General features: G+C 37.5%; 15 protein-coding genes. 14 read left to right on the forward strand and 1 reads right to left on the reverse strand.

Annotated elements, in window-relative coordinates; translation table 11 throughout:
- Positions 1-519: 519 nt before the first annotated feature.
- The gene (locus tag MWU65_RS16760) at positions 520-1695 is read right to left on the reverse strand and encodes a vWA domain-containing protein (RefSeq protein ID WP_247079836.1); all 1176 of its coding nucleotides are present in this window, start codon (positions 1693-1695) and stop codon (positions 520-522) included.
- 209 nt (positions 1696-1904) lie between these two features.
- On the opposite strand from MWU65_RS16760, the gene MWU65_RS16765 reads away from it, so the two are divergent.
- From MWU65_RS16765 to MWU65_RS16830, 14 genes are all read left to right on the forward strand, one after another.
- Positions 1905-4106, forward strand: a complete 2202-nt coding sequence (locus tag MWU65_RS16765) for a histidine kinase (protein WP_247079837.1) — start codon at positions 1905-1907, stop codon at positions 4104-4106.
- Positions 4103-4837, forward strand: a complete 735-nt coding sequence (locus tag MWU65_RS16770) for a LytTR family DNA-binding domain-containing protein (protein ID WP_247079838.1) — start codon at positions 4103-4105, stop codon at positions 4835-4837. Before MWU65_RS16765 ends, MWU65_RS16770 begins: the two co-directional genes overlap by 4 nt.
- A gap of 25 nt (positions 4838-4862) precedes the next feature.
- Entirely contained in the window at positions 4863-5378 is a 516-nt protein-coding gene (locus tag MWU65_RS16775) for a gamma carbonic anhydrase family protein (protein ID WP_247079839.1), read from the forward strand.
- A gap of 69 nt (positions 5379-5447) precedes the next feature.
- Positions 5448-6332, forward strand: a complete 885-nt coding sequence (gene fabD, locus MWU65_RS16780) for an ACP S-malonyltransferase (protein WP_247079840.1) — start codon at positions 5448-5450, stop codon at positions 6330-6332.
- 162 nt (positions 6333-6494) lie between these two features.
- On the forward strand, positions 6495-9116 hold the full coding sequence (locus tag MWU65_RS16785; protein WP_247079841.1) for a gliding motility-associated C-terminal domain-containing protein: 2622 nt from the start codon (positions 6495-6497) through the stop codon (positions 9114-9116).
- Positions 9113-10105 carry a type IX secretion system membrane protein PorP/SprF gene (locus MWU65_RS16790; protein ID WP_247079850.1) on the forward strand — a complete coding sequence of 331 codons (993 nt, stop codon included), beginning with the start codon at positions 9113-9115 and terminating at the stop codon, positions 10103-10105. The genes MWU65_RS16785 and MWU65_RS16790 overlap by 4 nt, the downstream gene beginning before the upstream one ends.
- An 11-nt stretch (positions 10106-10116) precedes the next feature.
- Complete coding sequence (locus MWU65_RS16795; protein ID WP_247079842.1) at positions 10117-12042, forward strand: OmpA family protein; 1926 nt, start codon at positions 10117-10119, stop codon at positions 12040-12042.
- 132 nt (positions 12043-12174) lie between these two features.
- Positions 12175-12432 (forward strand): DUF4212 domain-containing protein, encoded by a 258-nt coding sequence (locus MWU65_RS16800; protein WP_247079843.1) that lies wholly within the window; start codon positions 12175-12177, stop codon positions 12430-12432.
- Positions 12433-12469: 37 nt separating this feature from the next.
- Complete coding sequence (locus MWU65_RS16805) at positions 12470-14161, forward strand: sodium:solute symporter family protein (protein WP_247079844.1); 1692 nt, start codon at positions 12470-12472, stop codon at positions 14159-14161.
- 27 nt (positions 14162-14188) lie between these two features.
- Positions 14189-16096, forward strand: coding sequence for an acetate--CoA ligase (gene acs / locus MWU65_RS16810; RefSeq protein ID WP_247079845.1), 1908 nt, complete (start codon positions 14189-14191; stop codon positions 16094-16096).
- A gap of 223 nt (positions 16097-16319) precedes the next feature.
- Positions 16320-17366 (forward strand): kinase, encoded by a 1047-nt coding sequence (locus MWU65_RS16815; RefSeq protein WP_247079846.1) that lies wholly within the window; start codon positions 16320-16322, stop codon positions 17364-17366.
- A 183-nt stretch (positions 17367-17549) separates the two neighbouring features.
- Positions 17550-19265 carry an AIPR family protein gene (locus MWU65_RS16820; RefSeq protein ID WP_247079847.1) on the forward strand — a complete coding sequence of 572 codons (1716 nt, stop codon included), beginning with the start codon at positions 17550-17552 and terminating at the stop codon, positions 19263-19265.
- Between the two features lie 235 nt (positions 19266-19500).
- Positions 19501-20109 carry a transposase gene (locus MWU65_RS16825; protein WP_247079848.1) on the forward strand — a complete coding sequence of 203 codons (609 nt, stop codon included), beginning with the start codon at positions 19501-19503 and terminating at the stop codon, positions 20107-20109.
- A gap of 336 nt (positions 20110-20445) precedes the next feature.
- On the forward strand, positions 20446-21099 hold the full coding sequence (locus tag MWU65_RS16830; protein ID WP_247079849.1) for a helix-turn-helix transcriptional regulator: 654 nt from the start codon (positions 20446-20448) through the stop codon (positions 21097-21099).
- The last annotated feature ends 218 nt before the right edge of the window (positions 21100-21317 follow it).

Below are 21317 nucleotides of genomic sequence, written 5' to 3' on the forward strand. Positions count from 1 at the left end.
TCGTTAAAAATAATCCGTCTTGTGATGAATTCAAATGCAATTTGAAGAAGTCAGCGATTATTTAGAAACCGAAAGAGAAGTTTAGCTTTGGTTTTATCAGTCTAGATTTTTTGTTTCTTTTTCATCGATGGAAAAAGAAAGAGAAGACCTTTTAGTTTCAATTGGTTCTCGATACATTTTTCGTTTCATTTTATTACACAAAAACACTCGAACTGACTACTTTGTACGATTTCAAATTATAGTTCTACTGTCACTTCGAGTGAATTATTTTGGAGCAGTAGTGGAAAAATAATTAGTATTATGAAGTCAATGTGTTCAAAAGGTTCTCGATACACTATTTCATTCTTCAATAGCACTCGAACTGACAATCATTGGTTGCATCAAAATACAGCGTGTAAAGAATAAACGGAACCAAAACCCCACCTACAATAATCAACTTTTTATTAGGAATCAGGTTGGGTTAATGATTAAATTTTTATTTTCAACCATCAACCATCAACCATCAACCATCAACCAACCTTAATCCCAAGTATAATTTTTCTGTAAGGCCTGCTTTTGAATTGCAGACAACATTGCGTTTTCCAATTCTCCTTTACTACTTTCTTTTTGGTTTTTAGTGATAAAGGCTTCCCGCTTTGTATTTAATTCTTGAATTTCTTGCTGTATCGCTATACGTTCGTCTTTTTTGGTTTTTATATAGGCTTCAATCTCCGTTTTCGATTTGTGCTGTAGTTCTTTTGGTAACTGTTCTTTCTTAATTTTGGCAACATCAAAATCATCGGCTTTTGAGGCATCTACTAGATCCCAAGAGGAATTAGAATAGAGCCTAGAACTTTTGCTTACTGCTCTTTTTACCATTACAGCTTCTTCCATTTCAGCCGCTTTTTCATCCTGAACAGATTGCAATTGCATTTTAGAAGCCCCTAAATTCCCATAAGAAACATAGGTTTTGTTTAGTTTGCCGTTTAGCCTTATAATGATTTCATCATAAGGGGTGTCTATCTGTACAACTTGTTTGTTGTGGTCAATAGCAATGTATTCTCCACCTGTTAATTTGGCGCCGTTCTTCCATTCGGTAGCTACCCCTTGTTGGTAGTTACCACAGTAAATAGTGTTTACAACGATGTCCTTTTCCTTGGCATTGGTCACGGCATCCTTATAACTCAATTTCCCTTGGGTAAAGGGTTCGTTACCCGCAATAAAAATTAGTTTCAGGTTGTCTGGGTTTTTACCCCAATCTAATTGCTGTAGGGAAGTATGTATCACTTCACCACAATACTCTTCTCCGCCACTGGTGGTCAAGGAAAATAGTTGCTCAGAGATTTCATCCAAATCGCTGCTAAAATCGATGACCTGTCGGATATACCCTTCCTTAGAAGATAAATTACTATTTCCGTATTCGTAGATGGCAATCTGTAAATCGGGCCTAGCGTCTGTACCGCATTTTACATAGCTAAACTTGTTTACAATATCCCACAGTTGTGATTTTGCTTGATTTATTAAGCCATCCATACTATTGCTGGTATCTAATAACAGGGCAATTTTTACCACATTTTTAGCCGCTGTTTCACTGGGCATTTTGGCCTGTGTAAGCACCGTGTTATTTGCTTGTTGTATTGGTTTTAGTTCGCAGCTAAAAGCGCTCGTTACTAGTAGAGAAAGTAACCCGATACTGATTTGTTTTAAATTTTTCATCGTTCTATGTTTTATTTGTTACAGGATAAAAGTATGGGCAATGTTTTTCTGAAAAAAAGAGCAATGAGTAAACGGATCCTTTGGGTGAGTAAACAAACCTATTCACTTTGTTAGGGAGTAAAAACAGTAGTTCTTTGCTGTAATTAGGGTGTTTTGTAATTTTCTAGAATGAGATAAAACAACTAAGTTTACCATATCTAATTATAAACATGGGCTTTAAAAAATTCATACTATTGATAGTGCTGCTGAGCTGTGTTAGTGCATTTTCTCAAATTAACCAACAAGAAAAGTTTGAGATTAAAGGTGTGGTAAAAAACAAAGCAAAGGATATGCCTATTTCTGGAGTGCAGCTTTCTACTTCAAGCGGCGAATATGCGCGTACCAATGCCTTTGGAAAATACAAGATAAAAGTAAGGATTGGTGATGAGCTGCTGTTTGAGAGTTCAGAATTTGAAACCGTTCAACACCGGATTACCAACAATGAAGATGTAGATGTGCTTGTGGAAGACGATGCGTTGCAATCAGCAACGAGAAGCACATTAGCCAATAAAAACACCTTGTATAAGGCCTATTTAGATTCTGCCCATCAGTTTAAGAAAAAGGACTTGGGGAAGAGTATTGACTATATCCGGATTTCCTTAGAGCAATTAAATACTAGGGGAGACAATAAAGAACGTGCCCAATCATTTTCCGCTTTGGGAGAAATCTATGAGTACCACAAGCAATATGACCTTGCCATTGATAATTATAAAGAATCTTTGCAGGCAGAACCCGCTATTGCGACTCAAATTTTATTGGGAAATGCCTACATTCTAAATAAAGAATATACAAACGCAGAAAAAACATTTCAAGAACTAGTCGCAGCTAAAAAGGTAGGTGTTTACCAAAAAATTCAGATTTATGAAGGTTTAGGAGATGCCTACAAAGGATTGCAAGATGCCAATAAGGCTGTGGTTAATTACAAGAGCGGCTTGCAATTAGCCAAACAAGAAACGGTAGCTCCTAAAATAACAGATTTAAGCACCAAGTTGGCCGAAGCCTATGCGGCTGATGAAATGGAGGAAGAGGCACAAGTCTTTTTTGATAGCTCCTTAGAAGCTGCAGCTAAAGAAGCCCCTCAGAAATCATTGGAGGTAAAAGAAAGAGCGGCAGATTTTTACAGTCAAAACAATTTGTACGATAAGGAGATAGCACTTCGCAAGAAAAGTTTAGAACAATTAGACCTCTTAAAAGCTTCGTCCAAAAAAAAGAGTGAAACTGCAGAACCTGCCCAATTAAACTCCATCACCAGCCAAGGTATAAATTATAAGATTGCCAATACCTTAATTGTACAGGGAAAATATGAGGAGGCCATTCCCTATTTAGAAAAAAGTATTGCTGACGCAAAAACAGATGACGATTTGGTGGTGCGTAAAGATGCGACAAGAAAATTATCAGAAGTACATGAGTTTAAAGGCGAATTCACCAAGGCATTAGAAGTGTATAGGGCTTATGCTGATGTAGCCGATACCTTATATGCGCGCAAAGAACAAGAAATAGCGCGGGCAGAACGGTTGAGTAAGGAAATTGCAGCCAAACAAAATAGGATTACGGGCTTAGAAAAAGACAAAGAATTATCTGATAGTAAATACAATTTGGCAAAAACCAAAGAAGATTTGTTTACAGCAACTACAAAAAAGCAGCAATTATTAATTTATGCCTTAATATTTGGGATGTTGTTATTTGGGTTGGCCTCTTTCTTTTTTTACCGAAGTAATAAACAGCAAAAACTAGCCAATAATTTGTTAGCGTTAAAATCTTTGCGGTCACAGATGAATCCGCATTTTATTTTCAACGCCTTAAATTCTGTCAACAATTACATCTCTAAGAATGATGAACGCAGTGCCAATCGGTTTTTAAGTGAATTTTCTACCTTAATGCGAGCGGTATTAGAAAATTCGGAAGAAGATTTTATTTCCCTTTCTAAGGAGTTAGAACTTTTAGCCTTATATGTAAAATTAGAACATTCCCGTTTTCCAGATAAGTTTAGTTATACCATAACAACGGCAGATACGATAGATGTAGATGCCTTTCAAATTCCGCCCATGTTGTTGCAGCCCTATATCGAAAATGCCATTTGGCATGGGTTGCGCTACAAAGAGGAAAAGGGTTTTTTAAACATCAGCCTAAGGCAAAAAGATCAGGAAACCATTGAAATTATTGTGGAAGACAACGGGATTGGAAGAAAAAAATCGGCTGCGCTAAAAACGCAGAATCAGAAAAAACAACGTTCCCAAGGCATGGGTAATATTACCAAGAGGGTGGCTATTTTAAACGATATGTACAAAGACAAGGTAAGGGTGCTGGTAGAAGATTTGTATGAGGATGAAACGGGTACCAAGGTTATTCTGACGTTAAAAAAAGAAGTATGAAATTAAAGGCAATAATAGTTGAAGATGAGGCCAATAGCAGGGAAATTTTAAGCAATTATCTCCTTAAATATTGCCCATCCGTGCAAGTGGTAGGCGCTGCGGCTTCCATAAAAGAAGGGTTGGCACTAATTGAGAAACAACAGCCCGATGTTATTTTTTTAGATGTAGAAATGCCCTTTGGCAATGCGTTCGATTTGCTAGATCAATTGCCCGATAGAACTTTTGAAACCATTTTTGTGACGGCCTACAATCAATACGCTATGGATGCGCTTAATAATCATGCGGCCTATTACCTTATGAAGCCTATTAATATTGATGAACTCATTAAGGCTGTGGCTTATGTAAGTGAAATTAGGGCCAAAGAAAATGTACTGTCAGATCGGGTGCTTACCCCCAAGTCTAATAAGGTAGACGGTAAAATAACCCTACCACAGCAAGATGGTTTTCAGGTCTTGGATGTCGCCGATATTTTATATTGTAAGGCCGATGATAACTACACGGAAATTTACTTAGAAAACAAAAAAATTCTAGTGAGTAAAACCCTGAAATATTTTGAAGAAGCTATGACTGCCTTTCCGTTTGCACGCATTCATAAATCGTTTTTGGTGAATGTAAATGCCATCGCCAAATATAAAAAGGGAAAAGGGGGTAGTGTGGTATTGCACAATGGCAAAGAATTAATGGTGTCAGCATCCAGAAAGAAAGAACTGCTGGCCTATTTTGAATCTTAATTATAAAAACACTAACATAAAGAATATGATCATAAAAGCAGTAAATGGCAAGTCGCCCAAAATTGGAAAGGACTGTTTTATAGCAGAAAATGCAACCATTGTAGGGGAGGTAGAAATGGGAGACCAGTGTAGCGTATGGTTTAATGCGGTATTGCGCGGCGATGTACATTTTATAAAAATGGGAAATAAGGTGAATGTTCAAGATGGTGCTGTAATACACTGCACCTACAAAAAATCGCCTACTACCATTGGCAATAATGTATCTATTGGGCACAATGCCATTGTTCATGGTTGTACTATAAAAGACAATGTTTTGGTTGGGATGGGGAGTATTATTATGGACGATTGTATTGTGGAAAGTAATAGTATTGTAGCTGCTGGAGCTGTCGTTACCAAGGGAACTCATATCCCATCTGGAACGGTGTATGCCGGAATGCCCGCCAAAAAAATAAAGGATATTAGTGAAGACCTAAGCAAGGGAGAGATAGATAGGATCGCCGATAATTATGTTACCTATTCCAGTTGGTTTAAGGACGAATAAACTTTAGTAAACCGATATGCACTCTAGGGAAGTTTGCTTATTTTTGCTAAATACTAAAACTGAAAAAAGATGAATGCATATATTTTTCCTGGGCAAGGAGCTCAATTTGTAGGAATGGGTTTGGATCTTTACGAGAAATACCCTTTGGCTCAAGAACTCTTTGAAAAAGCCAATGTTATCCTTGGTTTTCCTATTACAGACATTATGTTTGAAGGGACTCCTGAAGACTTAAAACAAACCAAGGTTACACAACCTGCAATATTTTTGCATTCTGTGATCATGAGTAAAGTGATGGGAGATGCCTTTAAACCAGATATGGTTGCCGGCCATTCTTTAGGAGAATTTTCTGCTTTGGTAGCCAATGGTACCCTTACTTTTGAAGACGGTTTACGGTTGGTGTCTAAACGGGCTTTGGCTATGCAAAAGGCTTGTGAAGTGCAATCTAGTACTATGGCAGCGGTTTTAGGTTTGGAAGATGAGGTTGTAGAAAAAATATGTAAAGAAACAGAAGGTGTGGTTGTGGCGGCAAATTATAACTGCCCGGGACAACTGGTTATTTCCGGTGATGTTGATGCCGTAAATGCTGCCTGTGAAAAATTAAAAGAAGCAGGAGCAAGAAGAGCTTTGTTATTACCTGTTGGTGGTGCTTTTCATTCGCCTTTAATGGAACCTGCAAGAGAAGAATTGGCTGCGGCTATTGAGAATACGGTTTTTAGCGAGCCCATTTGCCCTATCTATCAAAATGTACCAACCACTGCAGTTACCCAAGCAGCGGAAATTAAAAAGAACCTTATTTCGCAATTAACGGCACCTGTAAAATGGACCCAAAGTGTGCAAAATATGGTTGCCGATGGTGCGCTTTTATTTACCGAGGTAGGTCCTGGAAAAGTTTTACAAGGATTGGTGAAAAAAATTAATAAAGAATCAGAAACTACTTCAGCCCTTTTGCAATAACCGTAAAATTTCAATACCAACCTACGCGGTACCAGCTATAGGTCAGTGGGGGAGGAATATCGTTTTTTGTCGATTATGTTTAGGGAGGCGTTTCTTTTTGGTTAATATTGCAATACGCTTATTGTAAGCATTTTATTTTTAGTAACGTTAGTTCTATTTACAATGAAAATTAAAGAATCAGATAGTTCCCATTTTTCTAAAAAGCACATGTTGTTGTGCTTCTTTGTGATCTTCTTATTTTTTGGACTTTCTGCGTATGCACAACCGGAAGTTGCCATTAAAGAAAACCAGAATGCAGCCGAAGCTGGCTCTGTGCCTGGTAGTTTTATTGTGGCTCGAAATGTAGCGTCCTTGGCGCCCTTGGTAGTGCGATATACGGTTTCTGGAACCGCCAATTCACCGGATGATTATAGTACACTTTCAGGACAAGTAACCATACCTTTTTTAGGTACAGAGGTTACCCTAAATGTAAACGGAATTGTAGATGATAATTTTATAGAGGGCGATGAAACCATCGTTGTAACCTTAATACTCAATGGAAATAGTTATACCATAAATCCAATTAATGCAGAAGCCTCTATTGTAATTAAAGACAATGAGCCTGTTTGTTCAAATGCTGGGAATGCACCGCTGTTAGATACCTCAGTGCCCACTATTTTTTGTGATTCATTTTCACAAGACTTGGATAAGTATGTGCGAGATGCACCACCTTCTGGGATGGTGTTGACTTGGAGTTTAAGTGCTGATTTATTGAATGAAAATTCCTATTTATCCAGTTCGGAAATTGGGTTTCCGGGTGAATTTTATGGTTTCTTTCTAGATGCAGCAAACAATTGTACCAGTCCGCCTGTAGTCATCAATATTGTTCAAAATTTAAGTCCAACTATATCCAATATCGTAGAAAATGCAATTTGTGGTACGGGTACGGTATCCTTATCGGCGACACCTAGTGATGGTAATTTAGAGTGGTATGATGCGGCTGTTGGAGGTAATTTAGTATACACCGGAGAGAATTTTGAAACTCCAGTATTGTCTACGACTACCTCTTATTTTGTATCCGCTATTGCCAATACTTGTGCTTCAGACCGAATAGAGGTTGTGGCTACAATACACATTCAGCCTTCCTCTGGGGTAGGTATGGATGCAGATGCCTGTAGTTTGTCCGGGAATGGTAGAACAACACTTATCAATTTAGAGGATCAATTAACAGGAGAAGGAACCGGAGGTTGGTCTATTACCACCCAACCCACTGGCAGTACTATTGCAATTACCAATGCAAATACGGTAGAATTTGAAGGACAGCCTTCAGGAAATTATCAATTTACGTATACTACAACTGGGTTTGATGCTCCTTGTGTAGCAGAAACAACCACAATTACTATAACTGTCCTAAGCTGTATTATAGATACAGACGGAGACGGACTAGAAGATCCTGATGAGGTCAATATTGGTACAGACCCCAATGTTGCCGATACAGATGGGGATGGTATTAATGATTTTGATGAGGTAGGTGGCGATTTAAACGCCCCTTTAGATGAGGATGGGGATGGTATTATTGATGCCTTGGATTCCAATATTTTAGATTCAGATGGTGATGATGTGGTAGATCAAAAAGATCCAGCCAATACAGATCCTTGTGTACCAGACAATACCAAGGGTGTTTGTGATACCGATGGTGACGGAATTACCGATGGTGATGAAATAGCGAACAATACAGATCCTTTAGATGCTTGTGATCCCAATTTAACCCCGGCCTGTGATCCTGATGATATTGATTTATCAGTGGTAAAAACGGCTGATAAAAGTGAAGTATTTACAGGAGAAGAGGTTGTTTTTACTATTACGGTAACAAACCTTACCCAAGACAGGGTTATTGATATTGTTATTGAGGACCTTATAATTGCAACCATAGGTTTTGAATATATATCGCATACCGTTACCACAGGAACCTATGGTGATACTACCGGTGTATGGGATATTCCTGAGATGCTAGCAGCAGAAGTACAAACCCTTGAAATTACGGCCTTGGTACTGGATGAAGGAACCCATGTGAATACGGCTACCATTACGGATAGCTTTCCAATGGATAACAATGCAGCCAATAATAGTAGTGCACTAACCATAGGTATTCAAGAAATAGATTTGGCTATTGCTAAAGAGGTAGATAAGAGGGTGGTTGTTGTAGGAGAGCAAATTGTGTTTACCATTACCTTGACCAATGAAACCGATGGTTTGGTGACCGATGTGGTGGTAGAAGACCTTATTGAAGATGCTAGTGGTTTTCAATATATTACCCATACTGCTTCTGTAGGTACCTACAACCCAGTTACTGGTGTTTGGGAGGTCGATGAAATATTAGGAATGGAAGAGTATACCCTAGAAATTGTTGCCATGATCTTAGAAGAAGGGGATTATGAGAATACGGCTACCCTTACAGATTCGTATCCCATAGATGATTTTAATACGACCAATAATGAAGCTACTGTAATGGTTACGGTATCGCCAAGAACAACGGCAGAATGTGGGTTCTTGTTTAATCAGTTTTCACCCAATGGTGATGGCGTCAATGATAAATTAAGAATTAATTGCATTGAAAATTATCCCAACAATAAAATATCTATTTTTAATAGATATGGAAGTGAAGTGTATAAACGGACAAATTATAACAATAGCTGGGACGGAACATGGAAGAATGAAGATTTACCAAATGGAACCTATTTTTATGTGTTAGATTTGGCTGATGGTTCTGAGGTTAAAAAAGGATGGATTCAAATCATAAGATGATACAATTGAGAAACAAAAAGTTCCCCATATATATAAAATTGTTGTGTAGTAGTGTGCTGCTATTGAGCTGCCTTTCTAGTTTTGCTCAAAAAGAACCGCAATACACTCAATACATGTATAATATTGGTAGTTTTAACCCTGCCTATGTGGGGAGTGTCGCATCTCCAGAGATTATGAGTTTGTACAGGTCGCAATGGATCAATGTTCCCGGGGCTCCTAAAACTATTCGGTTTGGTGTAAACTTACCCTTTGCTAATGAAAAAACAGGCCTAGGATTTAATGCGGTGGTCGATGAGATAGGCCCTGTAAATCAGACTATTTTTAATATCGCCTATTCCTATCAAGTAAAAGTATCCGAAGATGTAAAATGGTCTTTTGGAATTAATGCAGGTGGGTCCTTATTGGATGTAGATTTTAGCAAGGGCGATTTTGAATTTGAGAATGAACCCGCTATTGGTGAAAATCAAATCAATGAATTTTATCCCATCATTGGCGCTGGTACTTTTCTCTATGCAGAAAACTGGTACCTGGGGCTTTCGGTTCCTAACCTATTAACAAGTACCTTGTACAATGATGAGGTAGCCGTGGTAGAAGAAGATAAATCACAATTTAATTTTATTGGTGGCTATGTGTTTGACCTTGGAGAGCAGGTAAAATTTAAACCGGCCTTCCTAATCAACTATATCGACAAATCTCCGATAAATGTAAATTTGTCTACTAATTTTTTAATCCGCGATATTTTTACGGTGGGCGCTTCCTACAGGTTGGATAATGCCGTAAGTGCGCTAGCCGGTTTTCAAATCTCAAATACTATGTTTTTAGGGTATTCTTACGACTATTCTACAAATGCATTTCAATCCTATAATGATGGCTCACATGAAGTGATTCTTAAGTTTTATTTAGGGCGATCTGGTGGAGACTCAAAAAGAAAAAATCCGAAAAACAATAAAAATAAACCGAAACAAATAGATACCCCAAGATTCTTTTAACAATACACGCTATGAAAATTAAGCTTTGTTTTTTGTTTTTAAATATAATGGTTTTCACTGTTTTTGCACAAGATGTAAAAACGGCTGGGGATCGTTTTTTCTTTGGATATAATTATACGCAAGCCATACAAGAATACGAAAAGGGAAGAACCCAAGAGATATTGACAAATCAGCAATATTTAAATTTGGCAGAATCCTATTTTAATACAGCCAATTACCCCATGGCATGGGAAGTGTACCGTTTGGTGTTAGATAGCGAATCTATTATTACACCCTATCACTTTAATAAGATGTTGCGCAGTTTGGCAGAAAATGAAGGCGTAGCTGCAATGAACCATTTTTTAAAGAACGATTCTATCTTGTTGGAGTCTTCTTGGTTAGAAAATGCTAAATTTAATTTCGATATTTTAAATAAAAAAGATGCTGCTCTCCTAGATTATCACGTTTTTAATCTGGAAGAAAACAGTTCAGAAGCCGATTTCTCACCTTCTTTTTATCAGGATAAATTATTGTTTACCAGCGGCAGGAGTGATGGGAAAAGGAAGAAGGATAAAAACCTCAAAAATCCCTATTTAAATATCGTTGTGGGTAAAGTAGATCTTACGGGCCAAGTGTTAAACGTAAATTCATTTACGGGGATTCCCAAAGGTGAATTCCACGAGGCAACACCGCATTATTCGGCGGAGCTCGATAAAATATTTTATGTACTTTCTAATGAAAAAGATGGGGAAATGCTCTTTGATGCTACAGGGAAAAATGCCTTATCTATTGGTAGGGTAGACCCTGATGGGAAGTTTAATTTTATCCTAAAGAATTTAAGTACCTCCTTTTATTATCCGTATTACGACTCAAAATCGCAACGTTTGTATTTTGCCGCTAATTTTGAGGATAGCTATGGCGGAACCGATATTTATTATGTGAGTACCAACCAAGGGCAGATTATGTCTGCACCTATTAATATGGGACCTCAGATAAATACACCGGGGAATGAAATTGCACCCTATATTTTTGAAGGCGGACTCTACTTTTCTTCGGATGTTTTTTATGGACATGGCGGGATGGATATTTATAAATCTAACCTAAGGGACGACCGTTCTGCGGGGGTGCCTATTAACCTAGGTCCCGGGATAAACTCTACGGCAGATGATTTTGGGTTTATCGTTAGAAACGACGGCAAAACAGGGTTAGAAGGCTATTTTTCTTCCAATAGGGAAGGCGGTAAAGGAAAAGACGATATTTACGGCTTTAAACTGGCCGAAAAACCAAAACTCAATACCATCGTTTTAGAAGGTAGGACTATAAACCCCAATACCGGTGTAGTGATTGGTGGTGTAAACATTAAAGTGTTTGGCGAAGAAAATAAAATACTGAAAGAGCTAGAATCTTCAGAAAACGGTTCCTATACCATAGAGGTGCCTTGGCAAGAAAAAATTACGCTGATTGCCAACAAGGAAAAATACGCCTTGTACAAAACTTATTTTATAGCGGCAGATCTTAAGGACGCTAAGGATACCAATTTGTACTTGGATTTTGTGGACGACTTTGTAGTGGAACGCGAAGACAAAAAGGTGCTAAACCTAGGGAAATTTGTGTTTAGAACAAAAAGCTCCCTACTAACTCCCGAAATAAAAACGGAGTTGGATAAGGCCGTGGCTATCATTAAAAAATTCCCAGAATTTAATCTTAAAATAGAATCCCATACCGATAGTAAAGGAGGTTCTTCTTCTAATTTTAAGGTGTCACAAGGGCGAGCAGATGCTATAAAAGCTTATTTAATTGACAAAGGGGTGCCTTCTAAAAATATCCTATACGCTATTGGCTATGGGGAAGACCATATTCTTAACCAATGTGTAAATGGTGCCTATTGTATCGATTATTTTCACTCGGTAAACAGAAGGATTCTGTTGGTGGTTTTAAACTATGAAGCCCTGTATTAAAAAAGCAAATTTTCTCTTTTTTGTGTTTCACATGTCACAAAGATTTATTTAGTTGAGTTTAAAGGTATTTTTTAAACAGAATTAAACAGATTCTTTCTAAGTTTTCCTATATTTAAAATTTTAAACTAAAATATGGAGAATCAGACAAAAAAAACGGCCTATTGGAGGGAAAACCTTATTTATTTAGCCATTCTATTAAGCATTTGGTTTTTGGTCTCTTTTGGCTTCGGAATTTTAGGCAAGGAGGCTTTAGACAGTATTCAGTTGGGCGGTTTTAAACTAGGCTTCTGGTTTGCGCAACAAGGCTCTATTTTTGTTTTTGTAATTCTTATTTTCGTCTATGTTCGTCTTATGAACAAGCTCGATAAAAAATACGGGTTTGATGAATAATCAAAGCCCCAAAACCAACCAAACCCATTAGAAAGTTATGACAGTACAAGTATGGACGTATATTATTGTAGGGATTACTTTTGCGCTATATATAGGCATTGCAATATGGGCTAGGGCAGGCTCAACCAAAGAATTTTATGTAGCCGGTGGAGGCGTTTCTCCCTTGGCAAACGGACTGGCTACTGCGGCAGATTGGATGTCTGCAGCTTCCTTTTTAGGAATGGCAGGGTTAATCTCCTTTGGCGGTCACGATGGCTCCGTATACCTTATGGGGTGGACAGGCGGCTATGTGCTCTTGGCACTATTATTAGCTCCCTATTTGCGAAAATTTGGCAAGTTTACAGTACCCGATTTTATTGGAGATCGGTATTATTCCAATACCGCCAGAACCGTGGCAATCATTTGCGCCCTCTTGGTTTCGTTTACCTATGTAGCGGGACAAATGCGAGGGGTAGGCCTGGTTTTTTCACGCTTTTTAGAAGTCGATATTAATTTGGGTGTCCTTATTGGGATGGTCATTGTTTTGTTCTATGCCGTACTAGGTGGTATGAAAGGGATTACCTATACACAAGTAGCACAGTATTGTGTGCTTATTTTTGCTTTTATGGTCCCTGCTATTTTTATATCGATACAAATGACAGGAAACCCAATTCCACAATTGGGAATGGGGAGTGATGTAGTAGGCGAAGGCGTTTCTTTGTTAGATAAGTTAGATGGCTTGTCTACAGACTTGGGATTTCATAAATATACAGACGGTTCTAAATCGGTTATCGATATCTTTTGTATCACCGCTGCCTTAATGGTAGGTACCGCAGGATTACCCCATGTAATTGTTCGTTTTTTTACGGTTCCTAAGGTAAGGGATGCCCGTAAATCTGCTGGGTACGCCTTGTTTTTTATCGCCATTTTATATACAACAGCCCCTGCTATTTCAGTATTTGCACGGACCAATTTAATTGAAACGGTAAGTGGAAAAGAATACGGTGGCATGCCGGCTTGGTTTACCAAATGGGAAACTACAGGTTTAATCGTATTCGACGATAAAAACGGAGATGGAAAAATACAATATGTAGCCGATAAGGCTAAGAACGAATTAACGGTAGATCCAGATATTATGGTACTGGCAAATCCTGAGATTGCAAATTTACCCAATTGGGTCATTGCCTTAGTGGCGGCAGGGGGCTTGGCAGCAGCCTTGTCTACCGCAGCCGGATTGCTATTGGTAATTTCTACTTCCATATCACATGATTTAATTAAAAAACAATTAAAACCAGACATCTCAGACAAAGGCGAATTAATTGCGGCACGTTTGTCCGCTGTAGTTGCTGTTTGTGTTGCAGGGTATTTTGGTATTAATCCGCCCGATTTTGTCGCCGCAACGGTGGCCTTGGCCTTTGGCTTGGCAGCAGCCTCCTTTTTTCCGGCCATTATCATGGGGATTTTTTATAAGAAAATGAATAAAGAAGGTGCTATTGCTGGGATGGTAGTAGGTATAGCCGTCATGTTATTCTACATGTTAAAATTTAAATTCGCTTGGTTTGGTGGAGGAACGGAAGCCGATTGGTGGTTTGGAATTTCCCCTGAAGGGTTTGGAACCGCAGCCATGCTCGTAAATTTTGTAGTATCCATTACAGTTAGTAAATTTACACCAGACCCACCGGAAGACGTACAAGAAATTGTAGAAAGTATCCGTATCCCAAGTGGAGCTGGCGATGCCGTAGATCATTAATAAATAAGGAATTAAGTAACAATACATATGAGTAATTATCACATAAAGCATTTAGAAGAATATTTTCAGGTTTACCGTAAATCCGTGCGAAACCCAGAAGGTTTTTGGGAAGAAATTGCCGAAGAGCATTTTTTATGGCGTAAAAAATGGGATAATGTGCTGAGTTGGGATTTTTCAAAACCGGAAGTAAAATGGTTCGAAAATGCCAAGTTGAATATCACAGAAAACTGTATAGACCGTCACTTGGCTACAAGAGGCGATAAAACAGCCATCCTTTTTGAGCCCAATGACCCCAAAGAGGAAGCACAGCATATTACCTATAATGAATTGCATGAACGCGTTTGTAAAATGGCCAATGTGCTCAAAGACCAAGGCGTTAGAAAAGGAGACCGGGTGTGTATTTACCTGCCTATGATTCCAGAATTGGCTGTTGCTTTATTGGCATGTGCCCGTATAGGAGCCATACACTCTGTAATTTTTGCAGGCTTTTCTTCACAAGCTATAGCCTCCCGAATTAATGATTCGGATTGTAAAATAGTACTGACCTCAGACGGCTCGTTTCGTGGAACAAAATCCATCGATTTAAAAGGCATTGTAGATGCGGCTTTAGAAGACTGTCCGGGTGTACAAACGGTCTTGGTAACCAGGCGTACCAACGCACCTATAGAAATGAAAGAGGGGCGCGACAAATACATGCAGCCCTTATTGGATGCAGCCAGTGGCGAACTTAGAGCTGAGGTAATGGATGCTGAAGATCCTTTGTTTATTTTGTATACCTCAGGGTCTACCGGTAAACCAAAGGGGATGGTACATACCTGTGCTGGGTATATGGTGTATACCGCCTATACCTTTAAAAATATATTTCAATACAAAGAAGATGATGTGTACTGGTGTACAGCAGATATTGGTTGGATTACCGGTCACTCCTATATTGTTTACGGCCCCTTGGCCAATGGCGCTACCACGGTGATGTTTGAAGGCGTGCCTTCGTACCCAGATTACGGTCGTTTTTGGGAAGTAGTAGAAAAACATAAGGTGACCCAGTTTTATACGGCACCAACCGCTATCCGTGCCTTGGCGAAAGAGAATTTAGAGTTTGTAGAAAAGCACGACTTGTCTTCCTTAAAAGTATTGGGTTCTGTAGGAGAGCCTATCAACGAAGAGGCTTGGCATTGGTACAACAACAATGTAGGGAAGAGCAATAGCCCTATTGTAGATACTTGGTGGCAAACGGAAACTGGTGGAATTATGATTTCCCCTATTCCGTATGTAACGCCAACCACACCCACCTATGCGACCTTGCCTTTTATAGGCATACAACCGGCATTGATGGATGAAAACGGACAAGAACTAAAAGGCAACCAAGTAGAAGGACGTTTGTGTATTAAATTCCCATGGCCGTCTATTGCGAGAACCATTTGGGGCAACCACGAACGCTACCGCGACACCTATTTCTCTGCCTATAAAGACAAATACTTTACGGGAGATGGTGCGCTTAGAGATGGCGTAGGCTATTACAGAATTACGGGTAGGGTAGATGATGTCATTATCGTATCTGGACACAACCTAGGAACGGCACCTATAGAAGATGCGATAAACGAACACCCAGCGGTGGCAGAATCTGCTATTGTAGGCTTCCCGCATGACGTTAAAGGAAATGCGTTGTATGGTTATGTGATTCTAAAAGAAACGGGTGAAAGTAGAGACCGTGAAAATTTAAGCAAGGAAATAAACCAGCAGATTACAGAACATATAGGCCCCATTGCCAAATTGGATAAAATACAGTTTGTTTCTGGCTTGCCAAAAACGAGATCTGGTAAAATTATGCGTCGTATATTGCGTAAAATAGCGTCTAAGGACACCAGTAATTTGGGTGATATTAGCACACTACTAAACCCAGAAGTAGTACAAGAGATTATGGATAACGCCCTATAAGGAAGTTGTTCCTCTAAATGTAGTTGTATGCCCTTAGCAAGCCGGAGAAACGGTTTCTAGGGGTACAGCAACAAGAATACCTCCCCCCACAAACGATTAGTAAAGAACAATTGCATTCCCCCTATGCCTGACAAGGCTTGGGTGAAGGTGGATTGTTTTAAAACAGGGATAACAGTAGACATACAGATATACCTATGTTAGCACCAAGCAAAATAATCCAAGAATGAACAATTTACTTTACTATCCATATATAAATATTCCAAGGACAAACTGGACAGCAAGAACATTATTGTATTATGATACAATTGGATCAATTGTTCCTCAAAATTACTTTTATGAGCCTGATAATTATGAACCTTTTATGAGGGACTTAGTTCGTCACGAATTAGTTATCCCTATAAATCCAATGGAAGTATTAGAAAGACCTTGGGAATTAGCAGAGCCTTTTATTGATTATGTTGACAGTAAAGAATTCAAGTTAAAACTTAGAAGAAAATCATTTCGTAAAGGTAATTTTGGAAGAATAAATAAAAATAAATTTCGTCTAAACGGGCCAAGAATTCACGTAAACAAATTCGATAGCGAAATATTTAATCGATTAGAAGATTGTGGTCTTGCAAGGAGGGAAAATTATGAATGGTACATTGTTGAGCAAAGAACAGCGAATGACTTAATGACTTACCTCGCCTCTGTAATCGGAGGAAAATTAAATTATCTTCCAACTACAGACAAACAAATAAAACGGTTTTCGGTTGCAAGTAACTCAAAAAAAGTTCAGAAAATTCAAAAGAAAGAGCAAATAAAAAGGGAAATAATTTTAAGAGAACTAATCCCCTTTCCTGAAAAAATAGATTTAAAACAACTTAGAAAATTTAAAGACAAACATTCTGATTTATTAAATACGTTTAAAAATAGAGTTGAACTGATTGCTCTCGACCCGAATCTTGATGAAGACACACCTTTGTTTAATGAAACAATAAAAGAACTTGATTTTAGGAAAGGGGAACTAAGTGCAAAAATGGGAGAGAGTAAATTAGGCAATGTCTTTTTTGGAACAGTCTGTGGAATTTCAGGAGCAATGATTGGGATGGCACAAGCGGGAACTACAGGTGCAGTAATTGGAGGATTACCAGCATTTGCAAATGCAGTCTATTCAGCATTACAAATTGAACGTGCTGAAAATATAACTGACCAATCTGGGATGAAATATTTGGCTTTGATAGATAGAAAAATAAGAAAGCCAGGTGCTAACACTGTATATAGCAAATAGGGCGTTTAGTGGTTTAAGAAAGGTCAGTACTATTTAGAAACACCGCCAAATTTTTAATTTGGCTTTTAAGATGAATAAGTTAAAAACAAGATATAAAAATGTGGCTCAGAGCAAATCTGAAAGTTTATCGCTTTCTACTGCCCTACTTGCCATATACTAACCGTTATCAGCAATTAAAAAACTATGAGCAATTTAGCCAGTTTCAGTGTAATCAATCAGAAGGTTGAGAAAATATTTACTGAAGAAAGTACAGCAAATAAAGGAACAGCATTTACTTATCTATGTTTAAGAACCTTATTTAAACTTACGGATGAAGAACTAGAAGAAACAATCACTGATGGTTCTATGGATGGCGAAATTGATGCTATTTATATTTCTGATAGAACTATTCACTTGTTGACTTTTAAATACACGGATAGATTTGAACTCTCTCAGAAAAACTACCCAGGAACTGATCTTGACCAATTTATATTAACCACTGATTTGATTATTAGTGGAAACTTAGATGAACAGACTATCAACGGTGCTGTGTGGGAAAAGTATCAAGAAATAAGAAACCTTGCCAGTTCAGGAAAAATTGAATTTAAGATTCATGTAATCTCGAATAAACTTCATCCAGTAGACAGTTCGAAATTGAAACTGAAAAACGCTGTAGAAAAATATAGAATAGTTGATGAGCCAATTTATCTCGATCAAGAGGACTTGGTTACGATTATATTGGCTGATAAATCCAAACAAATAGATGGACAAATTAGATTCATTGATAAGCAGCATTTCGAAAAATCAGATGGTAATATTAAGTCAATAATAGGATCCGTAGCTGCTACCGACCTCATAGACCTTATCAAACTTAATGACAAAGAAATAAACGAAGAAGCATTTAACGAAAATGTACGGGTTTATAAGCCCAAACATAGAGTAAATAAAGCCATCATTGAATCTGCAAGCGATGAAAATAATTTTCAATTCTTTTATTTGAATAATGGTATAACAATACTCTGTGAAAATGTAGATTATGCTCCTAATACCCGTTCTCCTTTGGCTGAACTTAAGAATTTTCAGATAATCAATGGAGGTCAAACTTCACATTCACTTTTTGAAGTATATAAAGCTAGTCCAGACAAATTAAACTCCATTGAATTACTCGTAAGAATTTGTGAAGCAAAAAAGGACAACCCTTTAAGCGATAAAATTAGTGAGACTTCTAATAATCAAATCCCAGTTGGAAGTCGAGATTTACATTCAAACGATCTAATTCAAAGAAAACTAGAAGAGGAGTTTGTAACACTTGGTTTACATTATGAACGAAAACCAAATCAACATTCTGACGAGCCCAAAGACAAAGTTTACAACAATGAAATTTTAGGGCAATTGTTTATGGCTTATCACCTTGAATTAGCCTCGGAAGCAAAAAACAGTAAATCCAAAGTATTCGCTGATTTGTATGATCAGATTTTTGATGAGATGATTATTAATGCATCTGAATTAATTCGTCTTCACAAATTATACAAACCTCTCTTAGAACAAAAAAAAGAGATTCAAAAAAAGAAAAGGAAAAAGGAAGTCGTTCCAGAAAAAGAAGCATTTGTTTCTCGTGCAATATTCCACATTGTTAGTGGGACTAAACACCTTTTCGAAAGAGCTTTTTTTGAAATAGATCAACAGGATATTTCTCAATCGGACAAAATCAAAGAGAAGGATAGAATTCATAGTGAAAAAGGATCAGAGTTCACGAATGAGGTTATCGACATCATCTATGAAGTAGTGTCTGAAGAGATATTACTAAGACCTGATCTCTATACTCACGATAAATTCTTCAAAGAGATCCCAACAAATAGTATTATAAGAAACAAAATATTAGAAAAAATAAACGCTGGTAACAAAGAGTATAGTGCATAGCTAACCAGCTCTGCGAAGTTTGCAACTTCGTAGCATATTGTAGTAAGCAAAAGTTTTTGAAAGATAGCACTGCGATTTTTGGTAGTGTTTTTTTATTGCGCCAGTTTTTGCAACAGCTGTGCGAAGTTTTTAACTTCGTACCGTATAAGAGAATGTAGAGATTTATTGTTGCTTCAAAGTTGCAAACTTTGCAGAGCGTAATGAAGAGCATATCATATTTTTGTTATATTTAAATATGTTTAATACAGATGGATACAAAATACGAGACCAATCCAAACCACATTTTTTAACGTTTACAGTTGTAGATTGGATAGATGTATTTACTAGAAAACGCTATAAAGATATTATAATAGAGAGCCTATCGTTTTGTATAAGAAAAAAAGGAATGATAGTTTATGGTTTTGTGATAATGAGCAATCATATACATATAATCATGCAAAGTACAAATGGAGAATTGTCATCTTTAATTGCAGATTTTAAAAAGTTTAATTCAAAAAAGGTTCTAGAATCTATTAAACAAGAACCAGAAAGCAGAAGAGAATGGATGTTGGAACGCTTTAAGGATGCAACTAAAACGCATTCTAGAAACAAACACTACCAATTTTGGAAATATGGAAATCATCCAGAAGAAATTTTTTCAGGAAAGTTTCTCTGGTCAAAGTTAGATTATATTCATTTAAATCCAGTTAGGTCAGGTGTGGTCGTTAAAGCATCTCATTATTTATATTCTAGTGCTTCAAATTATGTTGAAGGGGACGGAATTTTAGATATTACGCTTGCAGATAATCCGGTAATAGGAGATACTACCAAAGATGAAACTTTTTTAAAAAGTATATCTTGGTAAAAGAGTTAAAGCTTCCAAACATATTTTAATACTTGGATTGTTTATTCTACTTCGAAGTTGTAAACTTCGAAGAGCAAAGCAGATGAAACCTTAATTTGTTTTAATTTAGCATATAGGAAAGTGAAAACAGTGTTGACGCCATTATCAGTATGATCCAGTACTAATTCAAAATTGATGTACTTAATGACTGAATTCCATATTTGACTTCACCCAAACCCTTAGAAAATGGAATACGACATTTGAGTTTTTTGAAAATGCCGTAGAAATGCCGTAAAGAAACCGCTATCATTACCGAGCTACATGCCTAACTTTGAGAAAACCAAAAACCAAAAATAAATGAGTATACTAGGACAGCAAATTAGCGAGAGCAGAAAAGCAAAAGGGCTAACGCAAGAGGAACTAGCAGAATTGGCAAAAGTAAACTTAAGAACCATTCAGCGTATTGAAAACAGTGAAAGTGAACCCCGCGGAAAAACCCTAATTCTAATTTGTGATGCCCTTGAAATTAACGTAGAAGACTTACTCCAAAGCAACAAGCAGCCCATTGAAGATCGGTCTCTAGTATATGGCTACCGGTTAGCATCAAAGGGTACCCGTTTTTTAGCCACCTTTACGGAAGCTATTATTTATTTCATTTTTATTATCACGCCCTATACCATATATCATAGTTCTTCGTTTCGAGAATTTCTTGGTGGTGGTTCTAGTCCTATTGGTGTTGGCCTTACAGCAATTTTTAGCCTATTGGCAGGGGCTGTCTTTTACCCTGTATTTACCGGTAATTTGGGTCATCGTATGTTTGGCTTAAAAGTAATTTCGTCAGAAACGGGTGAAGATTACACTAAAGCAACTGATGGCGCTATTCGCGAATTTTTAAAGGGAATGTTGAGTTATTTAATTATCCCTATCATCTGGATTCTTTGGGATGATAAAAATCAAAACTTATATGATAAGTTGACAAAGACCTACGTTGTTGAAAAACGTAATTCCTAGATTTTTTTGGTTCGTTTTTTCAGCATGAAAAAAATGAATAAAAGAGTTAAAGCTTCCAAACATATTTTAATACTTGGATTGTCTATTCTACTTCGAAGTTGCAAACTTCGAAGAGCAGATTCATCACAAGATAGCCTATGGAGATTTAAGGTTAACTACTTATCGTAAAATCCTTGAATTTAATTTTAAAAAGTAAGTGTGCTTTTGATAACTCAGTT

Origin of the sequence: Cellulophaga sp. F20128 (genome assembly GCF_023015805.1) — a bacterium.
In the GTDB taxonomy this organism is placed as follows: Bacteria; Bacteroidota; Bacteroidia; order Flavobacteriales; family Flavobacteriaceae; genus Cellulophaga.

Bases quoted from the DNA above. Each gene is read 5' to 3' on its own strand.
- MWU65_RS16760 (WP_247079836.1), bottom strand. From the start codon at position 1,695: ATGAAAAATTTAAAACAAATCAGTATCGGGTTACTTTCTCTACTAGTA.
- MWU65_RS16765 (WP_247079837.1), top strand. From the start codon at position 1,905: ATGGGCTTTAAAAAATTCATACTATTGATAGTGCTGCTGAGCTGTGTT.
- MWU65_RS16770 (WP_247079838.1), top strand. From the start codon at position 4,103: ATGAAATTAAAGGCAATAATAGTTGAAGATGAGGCCAATAGCAGGGAA.
- MWU65_RS16775 (WP_247079839.1), top strand. From the start codon at position 4,863: ATGATCATAAAAGCAGTAAATGGCAAGTCGCCCAAAATTGGAAAGGAC.
- fabD (WP_247079840.1), top strand. From the start codon at position 5,448: ATGAATGCATATATTTTTCCTGGGCAAGGAGCTCAATTTGTAGGAATG.
- MWU65_RS16785 (WP_247079841.1), top strand. From the start codon at position 6,495: ATGAAAATTAAAGAATCAGATAGTTCCCATTTTTCTAAAAAGCACATG.
- MWU65_RS16790 (WP_247079850.1), top strand. From the start codon at position 9,113: ATGATACAATTGAGAAACAAAAAGTTCCCCATATATATAAAATTGTTG.
- MWU65_RS16795 (WP_247079842.1), top strand. From the start codon at position 10,117: ATGAAAATTAAGCTTTGTTTTTTGTTTTTAAATATAATGGTTTTCACT.
- MWU65_RS16800 (WP_247079843.1), top strand. From the start codon at position 12,175: ATGGAGAATCAGACAAAAAAAACGGCCTATTGGAGGGAAAACCTTATT.
- MWU65_RS16805 (WP_247079844.1), top strand. From the start codon at position 12,470: ATGACAGTACAAGTATGGACGTATATTATTGTAGGGATTACTTTTGCG.
- acs (WP_247079845.1), top strand. From the start codon at position 14,189: ATGAGTAATTATCACATAAAGCATTTAGAAGAATATTTTCAGGTTTAC.
- MWU65_RS16815 (WP_247079846.1), top strand. From the start codon at position 16,320: ATGAACAATTTACTTTACTATCCATATATAAATATTCCAAGGACAAAC.
- MWU65_RS16820 (WP_247079847.1), top strand. From the start codon at position 17,550: ATGAGCAATTTAGCCAGTTTCAGTGTAATCAATCAGAAGGTTGAGAAA.
- MWU65_RS16825 (WP_247079848.1), top strand. From the start codon at position 19,501: ATGTTTAATACAGATGGATACAAAATACGAGACCAATCCAAACCACAT.
- MWU65_RS16830 (WP_247079849.1), top strand. From the start codon at position 20,446: ATGAGTATACTAGGACAGCAAATTAGCGAGAGCAGAAAAGCAAAAGGG.